Annotated in this window: 20 protein-coding genes, 1 other RNA gene and 1 other annotated feature; of the genes, 19 read left to right on the top strand and 2 right to left on the bottom strand. The window is 51.9% G+C overall.

What is annotated here, in order from left to right:
• Positions 1-13: 13 nt before the first annotated feature.
• Positions 14-1,159: an ROK family protein gene (locus AC0YOA_RS33295; RefSeq protein WP_475790244.1), complete on the bottom strand. Its 1,146-nt coding sequence runs from the start codon at positions 1,157-1,159 to the stop codon at positions 14-16.
• A gap of 154 nt (positions 1,160-1,313) precedes the next feature.
• Positions 1,314-1,578: a binding site (T-box leader), on the top strand.
• A gap of 66 nt (positions 1,579-1,644) precedes the next feature.
• Here AC0YOA_RS33295 and argS (AC0YOA_RS33290) point away from each other — a divergent pair.
• The 3 genes from argS (AC0YOA_RS33290) (at position 1,645) to argS (AC0YOA_RS33280) (ending at position 5,662) form a co-directional block, all read left to right on the top strand.
• Positions 1,645-3,366, top strand: a complete 1,722-nt coding sequence (argS, locus tag AC0YOA_RS33290) for an arginine--tRNA ligase (RefSeq protein WP_475790243.1) — start codon at positions 1,645-1,647, stop codon at positions 3,364-3,366.
• Positions 3,367-3,449: 83 nt separating this feature from the next.
• A complete protein-coding gene (locus AC0YOA_RS33285) occupies positions 3,450-3,932 on the top strand; it encodes a YwiB family protein (RefSeq protein WP_475772095.1) in 483 nt (160 codons plus the stop codon).
• Between the two features lie 50 nt (positions 3,933-3,982).
• The gene (argS, locus tag AC0YOA_RS33280; RefSeq protein WP_475790242.1) at positions 3,983-5,662 is read left to right on the top strand and encodes an arginine--tRNA ligase; all 1,680 of its coding nucleotides are present in this window, start codon (positions 3,983-3,985) and stop codon (positions 5,660-5,662) included.
• A gap of 43 nt (positions 5,663-5,705) precedes the next feature.
• Here argS (AC0YOA_RS33280) and AC0YOA_RS33275 read toward each other — a convergent pair whose 3' ends face one another.
• Entirely contained in the window at positions 5,706-6,839 is a 1,134-nt protein-coding gene (locus tag AC0YOA_RS33275; RefSeq protein ID WP_475790241.1) for a S8 family peptidase, read from the bottom strand.
• Positions 6,840-7,187: 348 nt separating this feature from the next.
• Between AC0YOA_RS33275 and rpoE the strand changes: the two genes are divergently transcribed.
• The 16 genes from rpoE (at position 7,188) to AC0YOA_RS33195 (ending at position 22,714) form a co-directional block, all read left to right on the top strand.
• On the top strand, positions 7,188-7,763 hold the full coding sequence (rpoE, locus tag AC0YOA_RS33270; RefSeq protein ID WP_475772098.1) for a DNA-directed RNA polymerase subunit delta: 576 nt from the start codon (positions 7,188-7,190) through the stop codon (positions 7,761-7,763).
• 493 nt (positions 7,764-8,256) lie between these two features.
• Positions 8,257-9,876 carry a CTP synthase gene (locus AC0YOA_RS33265; RefSeq protein ID WP_210046154.1) on the top strand — a complete coding sequence of 540 codons (1,620 nt, stop codon included), beginning with the start codon at positions 8,257-8,259 and terminating at the stop codon, positions 9,874-9,876.
• 125 nt (positions 9,877-10,001) lie between these two features.
• Complete coding sequence (locus tag AC0YOA_RS33260) at positions 10,002-10,400, top strand: response regulator (RefSeq protein WP_210046153.1); 399 nt, start codon at positions 10,002-10,004, stop codon at positions 10,398-10,400.
• Positions 10,401-10,983: 583 nt separating this feature from the next.
• Complete coding sequence (gene fba, locus AC0YOA_RS33255; protein WP_475772100.1) at positions 10,984-11,838, top strand: class II fructose-1,6-bisphosphate aldolase; 855 nt, start codon at positions 10,984-10,986, stop codon at positions 11,836-11,838.
• Positions 11,839-12,005: 167 nt separating this feature from the next.
• Positions 12,006-13,265: a UDP-N-acetylglucosamine 1-carboxyvinyltransferase gene (locus tag AC0YOA_RS33250; RefSeq protein ID WP_210046151.1), complete on the top strand. Its 1,260-nt coding sequence runs from the start codon at positions 12,006-12,008 to the stop codon at positions 13,263-13,265.
• A 109-nt stretch (positions 13,266-13,374) separates the two neighbouring features.
• Positions 13,375-14,736 carry a transcription termination factor Rho gene (gene rho / locus AC0YOA_RS33245; protein WP_475772101.1) on the top strand — a complete coding sequence of 454 codons (1,362 nt, stop codon included), beginning with the start codon at positions 13,375-13,377 and terminating at the stop codon, positions 14,734-14,736.
• Positions 14,737-14,754: 18 nt separating this feature from the next.
• Complete coding sequence (locus tag AC0YOA_RS33240) at positions 14,755-16,005, top strand: radical SAM family protein (RefSeq protein WP_475790240.1); 1,251 nt, start codon at positions 14,755-14,757, stop codon at positions 16,003-16,005.
• Between the two features lie 128 nt (positions 16,006-16,133).
• A complete protein-coding gene (gene rpmE, locus AC0YOA_RS33235; RefSeq protein ID WP_210046148.1) occupies positions 16,134-16,331 on the top strand; it encodes a 50S ribosomal protein L31 in 198 nt (65 codons plus the stop codon).
• A gap of 82 nt (positions 16,332-16,413) precedes the next feature.
• On the top strand, positions 16,414-16,815 hold the full coding sequence (locus tag AC0YOA_RS33230) for a YhcN/YlaJ family sporulation lipoprotein (RefSeq protein ID WP_210046147.1): 402 nt from the start codon (positions 16,414-16,416) through the stop codon (positions 16,813-16,815).
• 117 nt (positions 16,816-16,932) lie between these two features.
• Positions 16,933-17,198, top strand: an RNA gene (ffs, locus tag AC0YOA_RS33225) — signal recognition particle sRNA large type.
• Positions 17,199-17,349: 151 nt separating this feature from the next.
• Complete coding sequence (locus tag AC0YOA_RS33220) at positions 17,350-18,795, top strand: ATP-binding protein (RefSeq protein ID WP_475790239.1); 1,446 nt, start codon at positions 17,350-17,352, stop codon at positions 18,793-18,795.
• A 208-nt stretch (positions 18,796-19,003) separates the two neighbouring features.
• Positions 19,004-20,824, top strand: a complete 1,821-nt coding sequence (gene dnaX / locus AC0YOA_RS33215; RefSeq protein ID WP_475790238.1) for a DNA polymerase III subunit gamma/tau — start codon at positions 19,004-19,006, stop codon at positions 20,822-20,824.
• A gap of 120 nt (positions 20,825-20,944) precedes the next feature.
• Positions 20,945-21,256 (top strand): YbaB/EbfC family nucleoid-associated protein, encoded by a 312-nt coding sequence (locus tag AC0YOA_RS33210; protein WP_210046144.1) that lies wholly within the window; start codon positions 20,945-20,947, stop codon positions 21,254-21,256.
• Positions 21,257-21,391: 135 nt separating this feature from the next.
• Complete coding sequence (gene recR, locus AC0YOA_RS33205; protein ID WP_210046143.1) at positions 21,392-21,991, top strand: recombination mediator RecR; 600 nt, start codon at positions 21,392-21,394, stop codon at positions 21,989-21,991.
• Between the two features lie 184 nt (positions 21,992-22,175).
• Entirely contained in the window at positions 22,176-22,478 is a 303-nt protein-coding gene (locus AC0YOA_RS33200; RefSeq protein WP_379114369.1) for a DUF2508 family protein, read from the top strand.
• Positions 22,451-22,714: a pro-sigmaK processing inhibitor BofA family protein gene (locus tag AC0YOA_RS33195; protein ID WP_210046142.1), complete on the top strand. Its 264-nt coding sequence runs from the start codon at positions 22,451-22,453 to the stop codon at positions 22,712-22,714. The genes AC0YOA_RS33200 and AC0YOA_RS33195 overlap by 28 nt, the downstream gene beginning before the upstream one ends.
• Positions 22,715-23,001: the final 287 nt, after the last annotated feature.

The following is a 23,001-nucleotide window of genomic DNA, read 5'->3' as shown; positions in this document are numbered from 1 at the left end:
CAACTTGACCCGTTTACTCCTTCTCGAAATCCAGCACGACCGCATATGCGGCGCCAATGCTTGCAGAGAACTCATTACGGATGAACTGCAGGCTCGTCTTTGCGAGCGGAATTCGCAGCGCTCTTCGCTGCATGGTCTGCTGGACCGCCAGCTTGAAGGGGGCGAGTGTGGCAAGAGGAGTGTCGATGATGATGTTCTGCGGGTCCATCAGATTCACGATTTGGGCCAGCGCGAAGCCGATATGTTCACCGGATGAACGCAGCAGATTCAGGACGCATGCTTCATGCTGAAGTCTGGTCACCAGTGACAGCAGACTTTCTTCCGGATTCGCCGAGGGGCAGCTGGCGCGCAGCTGCTCTCTCACCGCAGGCATGCTGACGAGCGTCTCCAGGCATCCCCGCTGTCCGCAGGCACACAGGGGTCCGTCCATCTGCACGCACAGATGACCGATTTCACCTGCAGTGAAGCTTGCGCCATCATAGACGCGGCCGTCAATAATCTGGGCTCCTCCTACTCCTTCATTCACCCGCAGATAGAAGAGATTGCCGGAGCCACCCGGGGGCAAGGGGACAGCAGACGAAGCCGCCAGCGCAGACGCTCTGACATTGTTCATGACGATGGTTTTCACCGGGAGGCCCTCATCCAGCCGCTCCTTGAGACGGACTTCCCGCCAGTCCAGATGGGACGAGAAGTGCACAAGGCCCAAGTGGGGATCGACCAGCGCAGGTATCGCCGCACCGATGCCGAGCGTCTGGGGGTACTTGTCGAGAAGCCCGCCGCACAAGCTGATCAGCTGCCCGATAAAAGGGTCCGCCTGCATGGACGGGATTGTCCATTCGCCGCTCTCCAGAATGGCGGAGCGGTAGTCGGTGACGACAAATTGGCAGCTTGAATGGCCAATGGAAATTCCGATTGCGGTATGAAAAGCCGGAATCAGCTGCAGCTGGATTCTTGGCCGCCCTGCGCCGCTCTGCTCGTCCAGCCCTTTTTCCTCGACGATCCCCTGCTTGATGAAGCTGTCGATTATGAGCGAAATGGTGTTTTTACTTAAGCCGAGCAGCTTGGAAAGCTCCTGCCGGGAGTGATGTTCCCCGGTGCGAAGCAGCGCCAGGGTGCGTTTTTCATTGCGCTGCCGTAATAATGCGGTTCCTTTGCTCATTGATCCTGCCGTCCTCCAAATAAAATTGAAATCCCGTTGTTCAGTTCAGTTTAGTATATGCTGTTCATGAAGCCGGCAGCAAGTCGCATGAATGGGCCGTTATGCCTTCCCCTTGCAATTTCTCTTCGGATGCATATAATAAACAAATAACAGCTTACAAGCGATGAACGGGACAGTACTTTGCAAAGCGCTGCAAGCAGCGAGCCGGGGCGGTGAAAGCCGGTGCAGCGAGGCATGGGAAGCGGGCCCGGGAGTTGATTGTCCGAATGCGCCTGCCGCTGTAGGATAATCCGGTCACCCCGTTACCGTGTTCAAGCGGCCCCGCTAACGAGGAGAGGCAGCCGGCCAATCGGCCGGCCCCTTCTATTCAAGGCGGGAGCCAGAAGAGTGGTACCACGGACCAGACCTCCGTCTCTTTACAGAGACGGGGGTTTTTGTGTTTTTTCAACATAAGCATCCGTTAAAAATCGAAGGAGGAGAATAAGATGAATCTTTTGCTGAAATGGGCGGCAGAGCGCCTGCAGCCTCATACCGGGCTTTCGCAGGCGGAGATTGCCGCTGTGTTGGAGCTTCCCCCGAATCCGGCGCTTGGTGATGTGGCGTTCCCTTGCTACCTGCTGTCCCGCCAATGGAAGCGTCCGCCTGCAGCCGTCGCCGGGGAGCTTGCGCCGCTTGTCCAGGACCCGTCTGCCGGTGTGCGCGCAGAAGCCAAGGGTCCCTATTTGAATCTGTTTTTTGAACCTGCCCGCTTTGCTCCAAAGCTGTTTGAAACCATATTGGACGGGGATTTTGCCAAGTCTTCGGAAGGAGAGGGGCAGCGGGTCGTCATCGACCTGTCCTCGCCCAATATCGCCAAGCCGTTTGGAGTGGCGCATCTGCGCTCAACGATGATCGGCCATGCACTCGCCAATCTCTACCGTTTGTCGGGGTATAAGGTGATGACGGTCAACCATATCGGGGATTGGGGAACGCAGTTCGGCAAGCTGATGGAGGCTTACACGCGCTGGGGCGACGAAGCGGCGCTTCAACGGGAGCCGATCCGCGAGAGCCTGCGTCTCTATGTGCTTTTTCATGAGGAGGCCGGGAGGGATCATTCGCTTGAGGATGCGGCGCGTCTCTGGTTCTGGAAGCTTGAGAACGGAGATGCGGAAGCAAAGCGGTTGTGGACGTTTTTCATATCGTTCAGCATGAAGGAATTCGACCGGATGTATGCGCGTCTTGGGGTTGCCTTTGACCATACGCTGGGAGAGAGCTTCTATAATGATAAAATGGCGGCGGTTGTGAGTCAGCTCACTGAACAGGGGCTTCTTGAGGAGAGCGACGGCGCTCAGGTGGTGCGGCTGGATGAAGAGGGTATGCCGCCCTGCCTCATTTTGAAATCCGACGGTTCGACGATTTATCCGACGCGCGATTTGGCCACCGCGCTGTATCGGAAGCGTGAGATGGGAGCCGACCGCCTTCTTTATGTGGTTGGTGCAGAACAGAAGCTTCACTTCCAGCAGGTGTTTGCCGTTCTGCAGCGGATGGGAATGGACGGCGTGGATCGCTGCGAGCATGTCGCCTTCGGATTAATGAAGTTCGAAGGCCGCAAGATGTCCACACGCAAAGGGCAGGTGGTCTTTCTTGACACGGTGCTCGATGAAGCGGTCGCCAAAGCGGAAGCGCTCATCGCCGAGAAGAATCCGGAGCTTGCCGGCAGGCGGGAGATTGCCGAGGCTATCGGCATCGGCGCCATTATTTTCGGCGATTTGAAGCACGGCAGGCAGCTGGAAGTGAATTTCTCGCTGGACGAGGCGCTTCGCTTTGAGGGGGAGACCGGTCCTTATTTGCAATATACCGCGGCAAGGGCGTATAAGCTGCTGGACAAAGGCGGCTTGACCATCGATGAAGCGATGCAGGCAGTTAAGGACGGCACTCTGCAAAAAGAGGGAGGCTTCTTATCCCTTCCCGCCGCATGGACCTGTCTCAAAACCTTGACCGCCTATCCGGATGCCATCCGCGAGGCGGTCAAGGCGAATGAGCCTTCCATCTTGGCCAGATATTTGCTTGACGCTGCCAAGGACTTCAACCGATTCTATCATCAGGAACGGATTCTATCGGAAACGGTGGAAGCGACTCGGGCGAAGCTTGTGCTTGTGGCTGCCTGCGCAAAGGTCATCCGCAGCGGGCTGACTGTGCTGGGTCTCCAGTCGCCCCGCCAGATTTAGCCGCTGCTTCCGGCGGCATTGAAATCCTTGTTGCTCCTGTATATAGTAGGTATCATAAGAAGCAGGACAGGAGACTAACGACGATGACAGGCAGAGCGAAAGTGCGAATCAAACTAACGAGCGAGCTCGACGGAGAACAGCAAAAGCATGCTTTCATCGGCGAATGGTTCCGCAAAGACCGCACCGTCTATGTCCGCTACGACGAATCCGATGAGAATGGCCAGGTGCGGACGGTCGTTCGCTGGCGCGAAGGCGAGCTCAGCGTCAAGCGTCACGGGGATGTGGAATCCGACCAGTCCTTTGCGGCTGGAGCCCGCCGCTTGGGGCATTACGCCTCGACGCATATCCGTTTCCAGCTGGAGACGGATACTACGCTGCTGTGGATGCAGTGCGGAGATATGGCCCAGGCGGAGCCTGCGGATGAACCGCTGGCGCCGACGCTGCCCATGCTGCTGGAATGGCATTACAGACTGTGGGTAGACGAGCAGCCATCCGGGTTGTTTGTCATCCGGCTGCGTGCGGAAGAGCTGGAAGACGGGCATGCTTCCGTCCTGACGGAAGAATAGAAGTTTGCCTGTTTGGTAATGTGAATGATGAAGAGGAGCTGGATTTTTTAATGGAAGCAAATGCGATTGATGTACTGGATATACTCGTAAAAGAAGCGATAGCGGATGCGGTGGTAGCCGCCGGGCTGGCGGCACGCGAGGAGCTTCCCTCCTTCGTGCTGGAAGTGCCCAAGGATAAGTCGCATGGCGATTTGGCGACCAATGCGGCCATGCTGCTCAGCAAGCTGGCCAAGAAGAATCCGCGCCAAATTGCGGAAGCCATACTCGCCCATCTGGATAAAAGCAAGGCATCCATACAGTCCGCGGAGATTGCCGGACCGGGTTTTATTAACTTCCGGATCGACAAGAGCTATCTCTATCCGGTGATCAGTCAGGTGCTGGGCCAAGGCCAGGAATATGGCCGCGTGAATGCGGGAGGCGGACAATCCGTCCAGGTCGAGTTTGTCAGCGCCAATCCGACGGGCAGCCTTCATCTGGGCCATGCCCGCGGCGCCGCTGTGGGCGATGTGCTTTGTAATCTGCTGGATTTTGCCGGCTACCGGGTCACACGGGAATATTACATTAATGATGCCGGCAAGCAGGTAGCGAACCTGGCTTACTCTATTGAGGCCCGCTATAAGGAAGCGCTTGGTCAGGAAGCCCAAATGCCGGAAGACGGTTATTATGGCGAAGATATTATTGGCTTTGCCAAGGCGCTGGCCGAGTCGGAAGGCGACCGGCTGCTGTCGATTCCTGATGATGAGCGTTTTGCATTCTTTCGCGCATACGGCCTGGAGCGGGAGCTGAACAAGATCAAGCGTGATCTGGCGGAATTCCGCGTCGAATTCGACGAATGGTACAGTGAGACGAAGCTGTATGAGAGCGGACAGGTCGAAGCGGCGCTTGAGGCGCTGCGTGAGCGTGGGCAAGTGTTTGAAGAGGAAGGCGCCACGTGGCTGTCCACGATGCCTTATGGCGATGACAAGAACCGCGTTTTGGTGAAAAATGACGGTTCCTACACCTACCTGACGCCGGATATTGCCTATCACCGGGATAAATTCGCCCGCGGCTACGACCGGATGATCAATATTTGGGGCGCTGACCACCACGGCTATATTCCCCGGGTCAAGGCAGCGATGGCTGCGCTAGGCAACGATCCGCAGAAGCTGGTTGTGCTGATTGCCCAGATGGTCAGCCTCTTCCAGAACGGCGAGAAGATGAAAATGTCCAAACGGACCGGCAAGGCGGTCACGATGGAGGATTTGATGGCGGAAGTGGGCATCGACGCCATTCGTTATTTTTTCTCCATGCGGAGCATGGACTCGCATTTGGACTTTGACATGGATCTGGCTATTTCGACATCGAATGAAAATCCGGTATTTTATGTCCAATATGCCCATGCGCGCATCTGCAGCATCTTCCGCCAGGCACAGGAGCAGGACATTCAGCTTCAGCCGCCCGCATCGGTGGATCTGACCCGGCTTGCGACTGAGCATGAATTCGATCTGCTGCGCAAAATGGGCGAGCTGCCGCAGGAAATCGCGGAAGCGGCCGAGCAGTACGCCCCTCACCGGCTTGTCCGGTATGTCTATGAGCTGGCATCCCTGTTCCACAGCTATTACAAGGCGGAGCGGGTTATAACCGAGGATGCTGCCCAGACGCAAGCCCGGCTGGCGCTGCTGGCCGCAGTTCGTACAGTGCTGTCGACGGTTCTGCGCCTGATTGGCGTCTCAGCCCCGGAACGTATGTAGATTTGGCAGCTACCGCGCATTGAATTGCAAGCAAACCGCAGACCTACCGGTCCGCGGATGCGAGCATGCGCATTACATCCAGCTCCCCGGTTAACCGGGGAGCTTTTGTGCCCCGCAGCGGGAGCATGGAACGCTTTAATATGGCTTTAATCTCGGACGGCGAAAGTCCCGGCTGGTGGGCCAGCAGCAGCGCAATGGCGCCGCTGACATGCGAGGTTGCCATGGAGGTGCCGCTCATCTCATGATATTTTCCGCGCAGCCATGACGACATGATTTTATCTCCGGGAGCATAGATATCAATGTAGATGCCGCGGTTGCTGAACGGCGCAATACGGCGCAGGCGGTTAGTGGCTCCGACAGAAATGGTCTGCGGATATTTGGCCGGATAGTCGACGGACTTTCTTTTCCCGTCATTTCCGGAAGAAGCGACAACAATAACGCCGGCATTGTACGCATTGGTCACCGCTTGGAGCAGAGATTTGCTGCGCGTTTTCATACCGAAGCTCATGTTAATAATATTCATCCGGTTGCGGACACACCATTCGATGCCCAGAATGATGTCCGATACAAAAGCGCTGCCGTTATGATCGAAGGCTTTTACAGGGTAAACGATGGATCGTGGAGCGACCCCGATCATGCCGCGCAGCTGGTTGGCCGCGGCAATCGTTCCTGCAATATGTGTGCCGTGCCCGTTATCATCATGCGGAAGTGCGGCAGGGTTCAACAAATTGACGCCGCGGGCAAGCGAATGCTTCAGGTCGGGATGGCTGAAATCCACGCCCGTATCAATTACACCGATTCTAACCCGGTATCCCGTTGTCATGCCCCATGCCTGCGGAGCTTTAATTTCATGGACACCCCAGGGAATACCCTTCTCGCGTGCGGTTTGCTTGACTGTCGAGGCATGAACGCAAAGGAGGGGGTCGTCCTCGATGAGGATGCCGTCACGGGAACGGGTTTTCAACTGCTCATCGGGGATGGGAAGTGAAAAAGCTTCAATTAATGGAAGATGTCTGGGAGCCTGCTCATCGGCAAGCGGATCGCGCAGCTCCGACCATTCCTGGAGGAAGCGCTGATAGTCGCTGCGCTGCTCAAAGCGGATGATGCGGCGCTTAACGTGAGACGAGGACTGGGCTTGCGAACTGTGCAGCAGGCGGAGAATTGCGGTTCTGTCCAAGGCTGGCCTCTCCTCCCGGGTGGACTATGCTGCAGTATTGTATGACGGCAAGCGGCAAGCCGTATGAGCAAGTGACCTTTTTTCCTATAATTAGGCTGAATAACCGTGTCATTCGCCGCTGAGGCACATAGAATAAATCAGGAGTCCTTTAACGGCTCTTGCATCCCGGGTGGGCAGCAGCCGGATCATCCGGAAGGATACAGTCAAAGCGAAGGTTGTCCTTCGCTTTTTCTTTTTACATACAAAAGGCCTGCCGCTTGCTTTTTTGAAAGAAATAGGTTTTACTAAAAGTTGATAATGGATTGTCTGCGTAGTTTTGTAGTAGATTGACATGAGAGGAAGTGTCCAATGAGCAGCGAAATCACCTTGAAGATCGATCCTGAACGCGTCAAGGAAATGCCAATGGTTGATTTGGCTTTTGAACTGCTTAAAGCGGCCAATACGCCGTTTTATTATCGGGATATTATGATGGAAATTGCCAAGATCCGTGGCTTGTCCCAAGATGAAACCAACCAAGTGATTGCGCAAGTATATACGGAAATCAATATTGACGGTCGTTTTGCCTGTGTTGGTAACAATACCTGGGGCCTCAAACGCTGGTATCCGGTGGAACGTTCCGAAGATCCGGTGGGCAACGCCAAACGCCCTCGCATTATCAATGATGATGATGAGGATGACGAGGTTTATCCGGACGAGGAAGAAGAAACCTACACCGCCGAGGAAGAGGATTTCGACAGCTATGACGAAGATCAGGAAATCTTCGACGAAGCGGAAGAGGAAGCTGAGGTTGACGAAGAGGTACTGATCGATGACGAAGAAATCGATGAGGATACCGATGACGTGGATGAGGATGAGGCGTCGGATGACGAGGATTCCGAGGAAGCGGATGATTTTGAGGATGACGACGAGGACGACGATAAATAGATAAATCTCCAGCGTTTGTCAATTCCAGAAGGTCTTTGGCGAAAATCCTGACGAACCGTCAATGGACGGCGAGCCATTCTTCTGTACAGGGCGGAAGACCCTTCTTCTTGTCTTGACAGGGGATAGCCGCGAAGAGTAAACTATTGCATGGGCTTTAAGTTCGGACATGCAAGTAATAAGCCAATCCAGAAAGTGCCCCGTCTATACGGGTGTCACTTTTTTCTTTTTTTTATCCTTTTTTCAAAATATAAGAAGGTTGGTTTCGACCATGCTCTGCTTATATTTCTTGAGAGAAGAAGCTTGTCTCGCCGCCGAAGACGGCGCCAGCCGCATCTTCCTGAAAGTTCAGAAGGATCAAGCTTCATCTATTCTTCTCTGAACTTAATTGAATTGCAGAAACTAATTTCGCCTTCAGCAAGGCAGTGGAATTCGTTTCTTATTAAGGAAATGGGCAATCCTATACTTTAACATCCTAGCGTGGAGGGTATCATCAGTGACCAAGTACATTTTTGTAACCGGCGGTGTCGTGTCGTCTTTGGGTAAGGGCATAACGGCAGCATCGCTCGGCCGATTGCTCAAGAACCGGGGTTTGAAAGTAACGATTCAGAAGTTTGATCCTTATATTAACGTGGACCCGGGAACGATGAGCCCCTATCAGCATGGGGAGGTATTCGTAACCGATGACGGTGCGGAGACCGACCTTGATCTTGGCCACTATGAGAGATTTATTGACATCAACCTGTCCAAGAACAGCAATGTAACGACAGGCAAAATTTACTCCTCTGTTATTACCAAGGAGCGGCGCGGAGAGTATCTTGGGGGCACTGTTCAGGTCATTCCTCACATCACCAATGAAATCAAGGAACGCGTATTCCGTGCAGGCAAGGAGACGGGATCCGATGTGGTGATCACAGAAATCGGCGGTACGGTCGGGGATATTGAGAGCTTGCCGTTTCTGGAAGCGATCCGCCAGATTAAAAGCGATATCGGACGCGATAACGTGATGTATATCCATGTGACGCTGATTCCTTTCATCAAAGCTGCGGGCGAAGAGAAAACAAAGCCCACCCAGCACAGCGTCAAGGAGCTCAGAAGCATCGGCATTCAGCCGAATGTCATCGTGTGCCGGACGGAATACCCGCTTGCGGACGAGTTGAAGCGTAAAATCGCTCTATTCTGCGATATCGACGCCAGTGCAGTTGTGGAATGCCGCGATGCCTCCACCTTGTACGAGGTACCTCTTAACCTGCGCGAGCAGGGTCTGGATGAGATCGTCGTCAACCACCTTAAGCTGACCACCCCTCCGCCGGATATGACGGAATGGGAGAGTCTGGTCACCCGTGTCAAGCAGCTCAGCCGGACCACGGAAATTGCGATTGTCGGCAAGTATGTAGCGCTGCATGATGCTTATCTGAGCATCGTGGAATCGCTCAGCCATGCAGGCTTTGATTCCGATGCGGATGTGAAGCTGCGCTGGGTTAGCGCGGAGGATGTGACAAGCGAGAATGTAGCGGATTTGCTGGATGGCGTTCATGGCATTCTGGTGCCTGGCGGCTTCGGCGACCGGGGGATTGAAGGCAAAATCACGGCGATCCGTTATGCCCGCGAGAACCAGATTCCATTTTTCGGCATTTGTCTCGGCATGCAGGTAGCCGTTATCGAGTTTGCCCGCAATGTTACGGGGCTTGCCGATGCCAACAGCTCGGAGATCAACCCTTCCACCAGCTATCCGGTTATTGATCTGCTGCCGGAACAAAAGGATATCGAGGATTTGGGCGGAACCATGCGCCTTGGCTTGTATCCGTGCAAGCTTGCTGCCGGGTCGCTGGCCGAACGTGAATATAGTGACGAGCTTGTATATGAGCGCCATCGTCACCGCTATGAATTCAATAATGAATTCCGCGAACGCATCGAATCGGGCGGACTGCGCATTTCGGGGACTTCGCCGGATGGCCGTCTGGTTGAAATGATCGAGCTGCCGGAGCACCCTTGGTTTTTGGCCGTACAGTTCCATCCCGAATTTACCTCCAGACCAAATCGCCCGCAGCCGCTTTTCCGCGGTTTTGTCAGGGCAGCGCTGCTAAGATCCGAGAGTTTAGAAGGAAAGATGTAGTTTTTCACTTTTTTTCCAGCATGAAGCAGGATATTGAATGCCACTTCGCGAATAAATTAACGATTATGGGAGAGTTGACCAAATCGTGCGGCAGGATTTTAGCGCATTCGTAGGAGGGTTTCGAGTTGGATAAGAAGAAAGTGTTAATCGTCGACGACCAAAACGGTATTCGAGTCTTGCTGATGGAAGTATTTAGCAGTGAGGGTTATGTGACCTTTCAAGCCTCTAACGGCAAACTGGCGCTGGAGATCGTAAGGAATGACGTGCCGCATCTTGTCTTACTAGATATGAAAATTCCAGGCATGGACGGACTGGAAATTTTGAAGCACATTAAAGCCATTAACAAAGACATCAAGGTGATCATGATGACAGCTTATGGCGAGCTCGACATGATCAAGGAGGCAACCGACCACGGTGCGCTGATGCATTTTACCAAGCCTTTCGATATCGATGAGATGAGAATGGCCGTTAATTTGCAGCTGCGCGGCGGTGAATCCAACAACTGGTACGCAGTAGGGTCCTGATTATTCAGGGCCTTTTTTCTTTAGAGGTTAGGCAGTTGGCCTGTTAAGAGGAATGCTTCTGGGGCGGTGGAAGGCCTGCTGACCACGGAGCCAAGCGTTTCAAAGACCTGTACCAAACAATAAACGGTTGTGGTATACTAGCGGGGTATAACAAGCAGAACCGTGATTTATTCCGTTTTACCCGCAGAGTGCTCCCGCTGCAAGCTTTCTGAAAATACCGGAAAAGGACGAGTCTTACGCTCCTTCTCTGTATTTTTGCGGGAAGATGCTTGGGTCGCCAGAGCGCAGTTAGCGACAAGCAGCTCGCAGCAGGCATAACCTCCATCTTATTAATCTATAGGAAACGTCCAGCTTTTCGTTATGCTTTCTCTTATAGATTTGAAGGAAGAAACGATTTTCACCATCGCCGGAAGGTGGCGGGGCGTTGCTTCATTTCAGGGGTGTTTGTTTGTGGAGAATGGCGCGCAGGAGAGAGAAGCACCGCATGTCAGAGCCATGCTTCACACCCTTAAGCTCGCGGCTTTTTGCAAGCTGATTGCTTGATGGAGCAGGGCCAAAAACTTTTAGGAGGAACAGAGAATCTATGCCACTCGTATCAATGAATGAATTTTTACCAAAAGCCAAAGCCAACAAATTCGCAGTCGGCCAGTTCAACATGAACAACCTCGAGTTCGCGCAGGCGATCGTCGAAGCAGCAATGGAGGAAAAATCACCGTTTATTTATGGTGTATCCGAAGGCGCGCTGAAATACATGGGTATTGAATTCACTGTTGCCATCGCACAAGCAGCCGCGAAACAATCCGGCTTGCCGATCGCGCTCCATCTTGACCACGGAAGCAGCTTTGAAGTTGCCATGAAATGTATCCGCGCAGGATTCTCCTCGGTTATGTTCGACGGCTCCCACTACGGACTGGAAGAAAATATCGAATTGACCAAGCAGGTTGTAAAAGCTGCACGCGCAATGGGCGTTTCCGTTGAAGGCGAGCTGGGTACAATCGGCGGCGTTGAGGATGATCTGAGTGTTGATGAAGCCGATGCTACGATGGCCAAGCCTGAGGAAGCCATCCGTTTCTACGAAGAAACCGGTGTTGATTGTCTGGCGATTGCTGTAGGTACCGCACACGGTATGTACAAAGGCGAGCCGAAAATCCACTACGATATTATCCAAAAAGTAGCTGATGCCATTCCGGTACCGGTTGTTTTGCATGGCGGTTCGGGCGTTCCAGACGAAGCCATTCGTCTGTCCATTGCAGCCGGCGTAGGCAAAATCAACGTTAATACCGAGAATCAGGTTGCATGCACCAATGCAATCCGCGAAGCATTAGGCGCCAGCGCCTCCGTGATTGACCCGCGTAAATATCTGACACCTGCCCGTAACGCTATGAAGGCAGTTGTTCAAGAAAAAATCCGGCTGTTCGGCAGCAGTAATCAAGCGTAACATCCGGAGCATGGTATAAACCGCCACATAGTACCTGATGAAAATCGATGTCCTCTTTCACTCAATGTCCCGTAATATTTAAGGTGTGAGTAATGGCGTCGAGCGTTCTTCAAAGGATGCGGCGGTTTTTCCTTTGCTCCCTTCCGAGTGGGAGGAAAATGAGGCTGATGGAAAAATTAATGATACGCGGCGGAAAATCGCTGCGGGGCACCGTGCAGATCAGCGGGGCAAAAAACAGCGCAGTCGCGCTTTTGCCAGCTGCCATCCTGGCGGAGTCAACAGTTGTTCTGGATAACTTGCCGCTGATCAGTGACGTAGCGGTTTATAGTGAAATACTGCGTGAGCTTGGCGGAACGGTGACAAGAAGCGGAGATGCGATTTCGATTGATCCATCCGGAATGCAATCCATTCCGATGCCTAACGGAAAAGTAAAGCTGCTTCGCGCCTCCTATTATTTGATGGGAGCCATGCTTGGTCGTTTTGGCGAAGCGACAATCGGTCTTCCCGGCGGCTGTAATTTCGAGCCCAGGCCCATTGAACAGCATATTAAAGGATTTGAAGCACTTGGCGCCAAAGTGACGAATGACCATGGATCGGTTCGTATCGTAGCCAAAGAGCTGCGGGGTGCAAAAATTTATCTTGATGTAGCCAGTGTTGGAGCAACCATTAATATTATGCTTGCGGCCTCCCGGGCCAAAGGTTCCACGATTATCGAAAACGCGGCAAAAGAGCCTGAAATTATAGATGTTGCCACTCTTCTTAACGCCATGGGCGCGAAAATAAAAGGAGCCGGGACAGAGACGATCCGTATTGAGGGAGCAGACAGCTTGCATGGTTGCCGTCACTCGATTATCCCCGACCGCATTCAAGCAGGAACCTACATGATTGCCGCTGCGGCGACCCGCGGCGACGTACTTATTGATAACGTGATTCCCAAGCATATGGAGGCCGTTACAGCCAAGCTTCAGGAAATGGGCGTTCATGTGTATGAAATGGATGAATCCATTCGTATCGTCGGTCAGGCCGACTACGAAGCGATTGATGTCAAAGCGCTTGTGTACCCCGGATTTGCCACCGACTTGCAATCTCCGATGACCAGTCTGCTGACCCAAACGAAAGGCGTTAGTATTCTGAGCGACTATATTTACAGCAACCGGTTCAAGCATGTTCCCGAATTAACGAGAATGGGCGCCAATATCAGGGTAGAGGGCCGATCGGCCATTGTCGAAGGCGGACCTCTTACCGCGGCCAAAGTACGTGCTGCCGATTTGCGGGCAGGAGCTGCGCTGGTTGTGGCGGCACTGACTGTTCCTGAGGGCGTGACGGAAATAACCGGAGTTGAATATATAGACAGAGGTTATGACAATCTGGTGGATAATTTACGTATGCTTGGCGCGGATGTTTGGCGTGAGCAGGAACAAGAGTAAAGAATAGTAGATGCGAGAGTAGAATCGGCTTTGGAATAGACAAGGCCGATTCAGGCAATGATGGATGGAATAAGATGGATTTTGATCATTGAAAAGAAGTGGTGATAATATGTCCGATCTTCAGATCGCCGATCTTGAAGAATTGAAGCTGACCGAGCTGTATAAGCTGGCTAAACAGTTTCAGATACCGTATTACGGTACATTGAAGAAGAAAGAATTGATTTTTGCCATCCTGCGCGCTCAAGCCGAGCAGGGCGGACTCATGTTTATGCAGGGTGTACTTGAGATCCTGTCAGAGGGATACGGGTTTCTCCGCCCGATCAACTATTTGCCCAGCACTGAAGATATTTATATTTCTGCATCCCAGATCCGCAAGTTTGACTTGCGAACAGGCGACTTGGTTTCCGGCAAATGCCGTCCTCCCAAGGAGAACGAACGTTATTTCGGATTGCTTCAAGTCAACGCGGTCAATGGAGAAAGCCCCGAACAAGCCGGAGAACGTCTGCATTTTCCTGCCCTTACTCCTCTTTATCCAGAAAAGAAGCTAGTCCTTGAAACTTCCCAATCCAAACTATCCACGCGCATTATGGACTTGCTTGCACCCGTTGGACTTGGTCAGCGGGGACTTATCGTTGCTCCGCCGAAAGCGGGCAAGACCTTGCTGCTCAAGGAAATTGCCAACAGCATCTCCACCAATCACCCGGAAATTGAATTATTCGTGCTTCTGATCGATGAGCGGCCGGAGGAAGTAACGGATATGTCGCGTTCGGTCAAAGGAGAGGTTGTAGCCTCAACCTTCGATGAATTGCCGGAGAATCATATCAAGGTTACGGAGCTGGTTCTGGAACGGGCGCTGCGGCTGGTAGAGCACAAGAAAGATGTTGTTATTTTGATGGATAGCATAACGCGGCTTGCACGTGCCTACAATCTCGTGGTTCCGGCTTCTGGACGGACGCTCAGCGGCGGTATCGATCCTGCTGCGTTCCATCGCCCCAAGCGGTTTTTCGGTTCCGCGCGTAATGTCGAAGAGGGCGGAAGCTTGACGATTCTGGCGACGGCGCTAATCGAAACAGGCTCGCGTATGGATGATATTATTTATGAGGAATTCAAGGGAACGGGTAATATGGAGCTTCATCTGGACCGCAAGCTGGCAGATCGCCGCATCTTCCCGGCCATGGATATCCGCCGTTCGGGTACAAGGCGCGAAGAAATGCTGCTTACCAAGGAAGAGCTGGATAAAGTATGGGCGATTCGTAAAAACATGAATGATTCAATCGAATTTGTCGACGGGTTCCTGAAAAAGCTCGCGGATACAAAAACGAACGAAGAGTTCCTGGCTTCGCTGGATACCTCCGCGATGATACAGCCGCCTAAACGGCCGCAAAGCAGCCACTCGTCGAATTCAGGGAGCAGCAGCACGGGAACGAGCGCTGCAAGGCGTCCAACGACCCGTTCAACCCCCGTTTCCTAGGGGAAGAAGGAGGACAACATGAATCTCGTATATGCGGACGAACAGGGTAATTTGTTCGATCATCCGGATTGGTTAGCGCTTGGACGAAGCGGTGACATGGTTATTGAATTAATGGAAGATGAATTGATTCCGCTGCCGGAAGGAGCCACACTGGTCGGATTGCCGCATACGCGGCCAATCGGCATACATGCGGCTTCCGGCGAGATGCGGCCGCTTCCTGGCGATGTACAGGCAGTAGGAGCGCTTCTGCCGCAAGGATTTACACGGTTGTGCATTCCCAGCTACATGAAGACGGACAAGACGCAGAAGCTGCCCTTGTTCGGCTATTCAGCTGTCGTCTGGAAGGATGATGGCTTCTATGTAGCGGCACATAAGTCTGACGATCCGGAGCGGTGGAATCCTCTGAATTGCGACACGGATGAGCTGAACCTTCAGGTGGAACGATTGCTCTCCAAATATCCAGACAATCGTCTTTATAAGCATCTGTCCAATTGCGCCCTTGGCTATGAATGTCTGACGGCATCGAATACATTTTTACAGCGCTGGGAAGGGGCGGTACCGGTATCGTTCTCCTGCAACGCAGGCTGTTTCGGCTGTATTTCCGAACAGCCTGACGACAGTGGATTCCCGGCGCCGCAGACACGGATGAACTTTAAGCCGACTGTCGATGAAATCGTGGACATCATGCTTGAGCATCTGCGCACGCCTGAAGCGATCATCAGCTTCGGCCAAGGCTGTGAGGGTGAGCCCTCGACCCAAGCCAAGATTATTATAGATGCCATGCGGAGGGTCCGCGATCAGACGCAGCTTGGTTTTATTAATATTAATACTAATGCCGGATTGACCGATCATATCCGCGGCATCGTGGACGCCGGATTAAATTTGATGCGGGTAAGCACGATCAGCGCTTTGGATGATCACTACAATGCATATTACAAACCGCGCGGCTATAACCTGAAGAATGTAGAAAAATCACTCCGTTACGCGGCTGACAAAGGGGTATATACGTCAATCAACTATTTGATTTTCCCCGGCGTTACCGATCGTGAGGAAGAGATGGAAGCCATGATCGGCTTCATTAAACGGACAGGCTTGAAGTTCATCCAAATGCGCAACTTGAACATTGATCCCGAGAGCTACCTGGAGCTGATTCCGAAGCCGCAAGGCGAGATATACGGGATGAAGCAAATGCTGGATATCTTCGCTGAGGAACTTCCGGACGTTGTCATTGGTTCCTACACGCATGTTCCGCCTATGCCGGTTAAATAGGAATTCACCGCTATTAGTAAGCAAAAGGAATTCATTGCACGTTTGACGTGAGCCATGCTATACTACTTTGAGTGTGTATTTTAACTCTGGGTCCGCCTGTGACTCAGGGCAGAAAGAGGTGTGTACGAATGAAACAAGGTATTCATCCGACCTACCACGTCACCACGGTTACTTGCGCTTGCGGGAACACATTCGAATCAGGTTCGATCAAAGAGAACCTGCGTGTAGAGATTTGTTCCGCTTGTCACCCGTTCTTCACGGGTAAGCAAAAGTTCCTGGATGCCGGCGGCCGCGTCGACAAATTCAAGAAAAAATACGGTATCTAATTCCATTGAACCGTCTCTGCCTTTAATTAGCAGAATACAAGAGCCTCCCTTAGCCATCCTATGGCTAAAGGGAGGTTTTTTTATGAAGTTTTCACGCAAATCTACAGTTCTTGCCGCCGGGCTGGCGCTGCTTCTCGTACTTGCCGCGCTTGCCGGATGCGGGGTGAAGAAAGACGGCAGCAACAATATGAACACCCGCTCTTACGGTCATGACGGCTATATGGGCCTTTCCAACAGCAACCCCCATTTGCCCAATCGCAACGGCAATGATCTCAATTATGGATCGGATGGCGATTTCGCGGAACGGAAGCTGAAGGAAATTCCCGGAGTTGCGGATTATAACATTATGATTCAAGGGCCAAAGCTCAAGGTATCGGTCAAGGCTGCCCCGAATGTGGATGAGGCGCAATTGAAGGAGAAAGTATTATCCACCCTGCAGAAAAACATGCCGCGCTATAAGGTATCTGTTACCTCGAAGAAGTAAGGGGAGTTTCTCTTTTTGTGACTGGTTGTAATAAGACGGCATAGCAGCGTTTCCCAATGGACTGTCATTTCTTCTTATAGTTGCACTTTAAGACAGAACACGCTATAATTATTTCTGCCGTGCTAGACGGGGAGGTAGCGGTGCCCTGTAACTCGCAATCCGCTGTAGCGAGGTTGAATTCCTGTCCGAGGTTATGCCGATGCGGGGCTGGTTTTTAGGAACAGTGTTGACGGTTTGGTCCTCCGCAATGGACGCTTGTGAACCCGGTCAGGTCCGGAAGGAAGCAGCCGTAAGCGGGTACGTTCATGTGCCGGGGGAGTGCCTGGCCAGAGCTGGGAATAAAATTGCCGCCCGGGTCGCATGTATCGAAGACAGGTGCGCGGTTTAACTCTATAGTAGCCACCTAAGTAAAACATAAACATCCAAGCGAAGCGTAATATGACTTCGTGTGGATGTTTTTTTCTTTTTCTGCAGGAATTTGGTAATTATGGAACGAAAGGAAGAAACAGCAAATTAAAAAAAGAGGGGATCACCATGTACAAAACGCCATCCTTGCCAACCGGCTCAATAAGTATGGATATGCTTGATGATTACTCCAGTCATCTGCCCGGAACTATGGTTTTGGTGCTTGATGATCAAGGTATGATAACAGAATGCAATTCCTTATTTTTAAGCGAAACGGGTTACACCTCCTCGACGATCCTCAATCGAAGCATATCATCTCTTTCCGACAGCCAATTATTTATTACAGAAACGGGCGGAGATGTGCTCAGTATCGGCAACCGGAATATTATTAAACCGGCTCCCACGCAGTTGAAAAAAGCCAACGGTGAAGCTCTCATCCTCCATGTGATGCCTTTAAGAATGGAGAACGAGCATGCCCTGCACCACTTGCTGCTTCTTTTCAGCCAGGAGCCTGTAAAGGAAGGGAATCTGATCCAGCGCTTTGGAGAAACGATGCTGCGGGACGATCACATTGGAGTGATTCTGCTTCACCCCTCAGAGTCGATCATTCTGGATATTAGCCCGCTGGCATGCAGGCTGCTTGGCGCTTCGAAATCCGCCATTGTGAATGAGCCGCTCCATCATTTCTTTGCCTCCTCTAAGGAATACAAATTCATTCAAAGCGCACTTGCAGGCGGTCCGGCCGTGCGGAATTATCCCATGACTTGGAATCAGGGCAGCGAGCAGACAGAGCTGTTGATGGATGTCGGACTTTTTCACAGTTCCGGGGGCGTGGTGGAGGGCGCTTATATTCTGTTCAAGGATGTCACCAATTTACGATCGCTGGAGGTGCAGGTTCAGCGCAGCGACCGTCTGGCGATGATTGGCCAGATTGCCGCTGGAGCCGCTCACGAAATACGCAATCCGCTCACAGCGATACGCGGATTTATGCAGATGTTTCAAAAAACAATGACCGCACGCGGAATGACCAAAGAAGTGGAGTATACGGAGATTATGCTCACAGAGCTCGATCGGATCAACAGTCTCGTCGGTGAATTTCTTATGCTGAGCAAACCCAGGCATGTTACTCAGGATCTCATTCAAATTGACGCTGTATTTCGCGAAATTATGCCGATGGTTGCCAGCGAAGCCCTGCTTCACAGCGTATCGGTGTCATGGGAATGGGGGGCGGAACTTCCCGTTGTTAGGGCTGATCCGGAGATGTTGAAGCAGGTGCTGCTGAATATTTGCAAAAACGGTATTGAAGCTATGAGCATCGGGGGGACATTGACAGTACATGCACAAGTGGAGAATAACAGTGAAGGGAGATGGCTGATGATTGAAATCCAGGATACGGGACCGGGAATTCCCCTGTCCATGCTGGATAAAATATTCGATCCGTTCGTGACGACGAAGGCTAATGGAACCGGACTCGGTCTTTCGGTCTGTCAACGGATTCTTCATGATTTCGGGGGATCGATCCGGGCGGATACGACAGAGGAAGGCGCTCTTTTTACCATTATGCTGCCCTGTTGAAAGCTCCGGTCCCGGCTGCGGCGCGCTCTTGCGGAATCGTTTTTTTATCTAACGTCTTCCGCCGAACCGCTGCAAACAGCGGAGCAGCAGCGATTTCATTGAGGGAAAAGAAAGAAAGCCCGCAGGTTAACGGTTTTTTTGGCGGACGGGTTCGTGTATAATGAGAATACCGGGCAATGCCCATAATGAGCCGAAAGGAACGTTCCGTGTGACACATATCGCTTTATATCGCGCCTGGCGTCCACAGACGTTCCAGGACATGGTCGGCCAGCAGCATATTATCCAGACGCTGCAAAATGCGATCCGGGAAGACCGGGTGTCGCATGCATATCTGTTTAACGGTCCCCGAGGGACAGGCAAGACAACGGCGGCCAAAGTATTGGCCAAGGCAATTAACTGCGAGCGGGGGCCAGCGCCGGAGCCATGCAATGAATGCGACGCATGTCGCGGAATCACTGCAGGAACCGTCATGGATGTCGTGGAGATTGATGCAGCATCCAACCGGGGTATTGACGAGATTCGGGATATCCGGGACAAGGTCAGGTACGCACCATCTGAAGTCCGTACCAAGGTGTATATTATTGACGAGGTTCACATGCTTACTACAGAAGCGTTTAATGCGCTGCTCAAAACGCTGGAGGAGCCGCCAGGCCATGTCATTTTCATCTTGGCGACTACGGAACCGCATAAGCTGCCGGCTACAATTATTTCGCGCTGCCAACGCTTCGATTTCCGCCAGGTTTCACTGCCGGAGCAGACAGAGCGGCTGCGCCGAATATGCGATGAAGAGGGGATTGGCGCGGAGGATGAGGCGCTGGCCTATATTGCACGTCTCTCCGATGGCGGAATGCGTGATGCCATCAGCCTGCTGGAGCAGGTTTCTGCTTATTCGGCAGAGCAGATTACGCTTATCGATGCCGTCGAAGTAACCGGGGGGTTAGCGGCAGAGCAGTTTGCCCAGTTGGCTGAGGCTGTACGCGACCGTAACGCCGGGGCAATACTGCCGTTAGTTGAAGGACTTATGCAGGCAGGCAAAAGTGCGGACAAATGCCTCGAGAATTTAGTATACTATTTTCGGGACCTGCTCGTTATAAAATTGGGTCCGCAAGGCCGCGCCTCAACGGAGCGGATTGTAGATCAGGAGCAGTTCAAAGCTATGGCTGAAGCTTTCAGCTCCGAGCGGCTTTTCCGTATGATTGATGTACTGAATCAATATCAAACGGAGATCCGTCATGCCACGCTCCCTCAAACGATTTTTGAAGTCGCTCTGATGAAGATCTGCACGCTTCCGGAGACAGCAGCTTCAGGTTTGCCGGATGATCATGCTGGCAGGGGAGCGAACGCGGCGCCCGCTCAGGTGTCTGCTACGGCGGCTCCCCCGGAAATGCTGCGGCTGCAGCAAAGGGTCGAGACCTTGGAGCGCAGGCTGGAACAGCTGCTGCGCACCGGTGTTCAGCCTGCCGGCGATGAATCCAAAGGTACTGCTGCAGAAGTGGCGGGTTCAAGCCAGACACGAGGCGGACGCGGCGCAGCATTCGGCAATCGCGGCGGTGCTGCTTCGCCTTCAGGCGGAACTGTTCGTTCGAATGTGAAGCTGGAACCCTTTCTTGCAGCTGCTGAAGGGCAAGCGATTGCCCAGGTGCGCATGAAGTGGAGCGAGATTTTGCAGCGGGTCAAGGAAATGCGTATTACAGTGCACGCCTGGCTGGTTGATGGGGAGCCGGTATCGGCTGCAGACAATACATTGCTTATTGCTTTCAAGAACACGATGCATCGCGAAACGACAGAGAAGCCGGCCAACCGGGAAGTCATCGAGAAGGTGCTGGAGGAGTCCTTTTCCCGCCCTGTGAAGCTCGCGACAGTCATGCTCAAGGACTGGCAGTCAGCCTCCGACTCGGCACCGGCATCATCCGCCGAGCCTTTGTTCCTGCAGCCTGATGAGCAGAGCGGCCCGCCCTCTGAACCAGAATGGATCGAAGAGGCAGTCAAGTTATTCGGTGAGGATCTCGTGGTCATCAAAGATAAATAATCCTAGATAACCGCTGCTAAGCCGATTGTTTCTTCTTGAAATATCTTAAGAGCATAGATTTTACATGTATGCTTGCTGACGTAATGATTCCAATTTAAGCAAACACGAGGAGTGTAGACCATGAATAACATGAATCAAATGATGAAGCAAGTGAAGAAAATGCAGGAACAAATGCTTAAGGCTCAAGAAGAGCTGGGCACGAAAACCATTGAAGGAACAGCTGGCGGCGGTGTTGTCACCGTAGTCGTAAATGGCCATAAAAATGTGCAAAGCATCATAATTAAACCGGAAGCTGTGGATCCGGATGATATTGAAATGCTGCAGGATCTTGTATTGACCGCAGTCAATGATGCAATTTCCAAAGCCGATGAACTGGCCAATAAAGATCTGGGCAAATACACCGGCGGCGTGAAAATTCCAGGCTTGTTCTAATCGACAACCGGTGCTTTAAAGCATATTTCAATAATCCAAAGGGAAGAAACTTGTGTCGTCGTAAGAGGATGCAGGTTTCTTCTTGATTATAGATAAGCGGTTAAATCTGATGTATTGAAGTAAAGGAGCTGCGCTTTGTATTATCCCGAACCGATAGCCAAACTTATTGATGCTTTCAGCCGACTGCCGGGTATCGGTCCCAAAACCGCAGCCCGGCTAGCCTTTCATGTTCTGAAGATGAAGGAAGACGATGTTATTGATTTTGCCAAATCGCTGGTCAGCGTCAAACGCAATCTTCATTTTTGCTCCGTCTGCTGCAATATTACCGATATCGATCCATGCCGGATTTGTCAGGATAAGAGCAGAGACAATTCGGTAATCTGTGTGGTGCAGGAATCCAGAGACTTGGTAGCGATGGAGAGAACCAAAGAATTTCAGGGCCAGTATCATGTGCTGCAGGGAGCCATCTCGCCGATTGAAGGGATTGGACCCGAAGAAATTCGGATTGCCGAGCTGCTGAGGCGTCTTAGCGATGAGCGCGTTCAGGAGATGATATTAGCGACCAACCCCAATATTGAGGGCGAAGCGACCGCGATGTATTTATCAAGACTGGTCAAGCCCTTTGGTATCAAAGTAACGCGTATCGCTCATGGACTGCCGGTAGGCGGCGATTTGGAATATGCCGATGAGGTCACATTGTCCAAAGCGTTGGAAGGCAGAAGGGAATTGAATTAATCGTTTACCCTTTGGGTGCAAAAAAATTTTCGCATATCTTCTTGCTTTGGAAACCCTGTGAGATTTTACTCGCAGGGTTTTCTGTTTTTTCGTTCTGTTTTACGGCGCTGGTTCATAAATTTGTACTACATGCTGAATCAAAATCAGGTATGTATACAATGGACAAGCGAAAGGGGAACTTGCAATGTGGGATAAATGGCTGAAACAGCGCGAGAGAGCGGTGATGATAGAGAAAGAAAGCAAAATGAAGCAGGAGATGCTGGAACTTTACGATGAACTGTTGATTGCCAAGCGTGATTGGGATAACGCACAGCGGCATTTTGAGTATGCCTCAGGCAAAGATCAGATTGATTACGCGATCTTCGCGATCGAAGCGGCCGAGAAAAGATACGAGATGCTTCTCAGAAAAGCCAAAGCACTGAATGGAGACTGGTGCCAATCCGTAAGGGGGATGGCAGTATGCAGACCATATGGCTTGTCCTATTAATTGTCTCTTCATTATTGCTGGCTGTCATGATACTGAGAAACAAGATATCCTGGCTATGGTTTCGGCGGTTTGCGCTGCATCTCACTGCAGCGGCGGTAGTGCTGTACCTGCTTAATTATTCGGGTCTGATATCAGGTTTCGAAGTACCCCTTAATCCGGCAACCATCGGTACTGTTGTTCTGCTGGGGCTTCCCGGCATCATGCTTGTTCTCGGACTTCAATGGACGCTCTTCTAGCTCATGGAATGAAATAGCTTGACCATTAGGCAGACTTTGTGTTAAATTACTCCTTGCGTTACACAGCACCAATTCATTTGCAAAAACAATTCAAAAAAAGTACTTGCAATGAGCTAGGCGGATGTGATATATTAATCAAGTCGCCGCTGAAGCGAACGACGAGAGCTTACGAAGCGGGAAAGCCTTACGGCGCCTGCAAGAAGAAGCATTTGTTCTTTGAAAACTGAACAATGAGCGACCTGTCAAACAGGTTTTAAAGAATGAGCTGTTTTAGCTTATCTGTAAGT

It is taken from the genome of Paenibacillus sp. JT22N12, assembly GCF_056269365.1.
The sequence above is the reverse complement of the archived record's forward strand: the minus strand, read 5'-3'. Positions and strand labels throughout refer to the sequence as shown.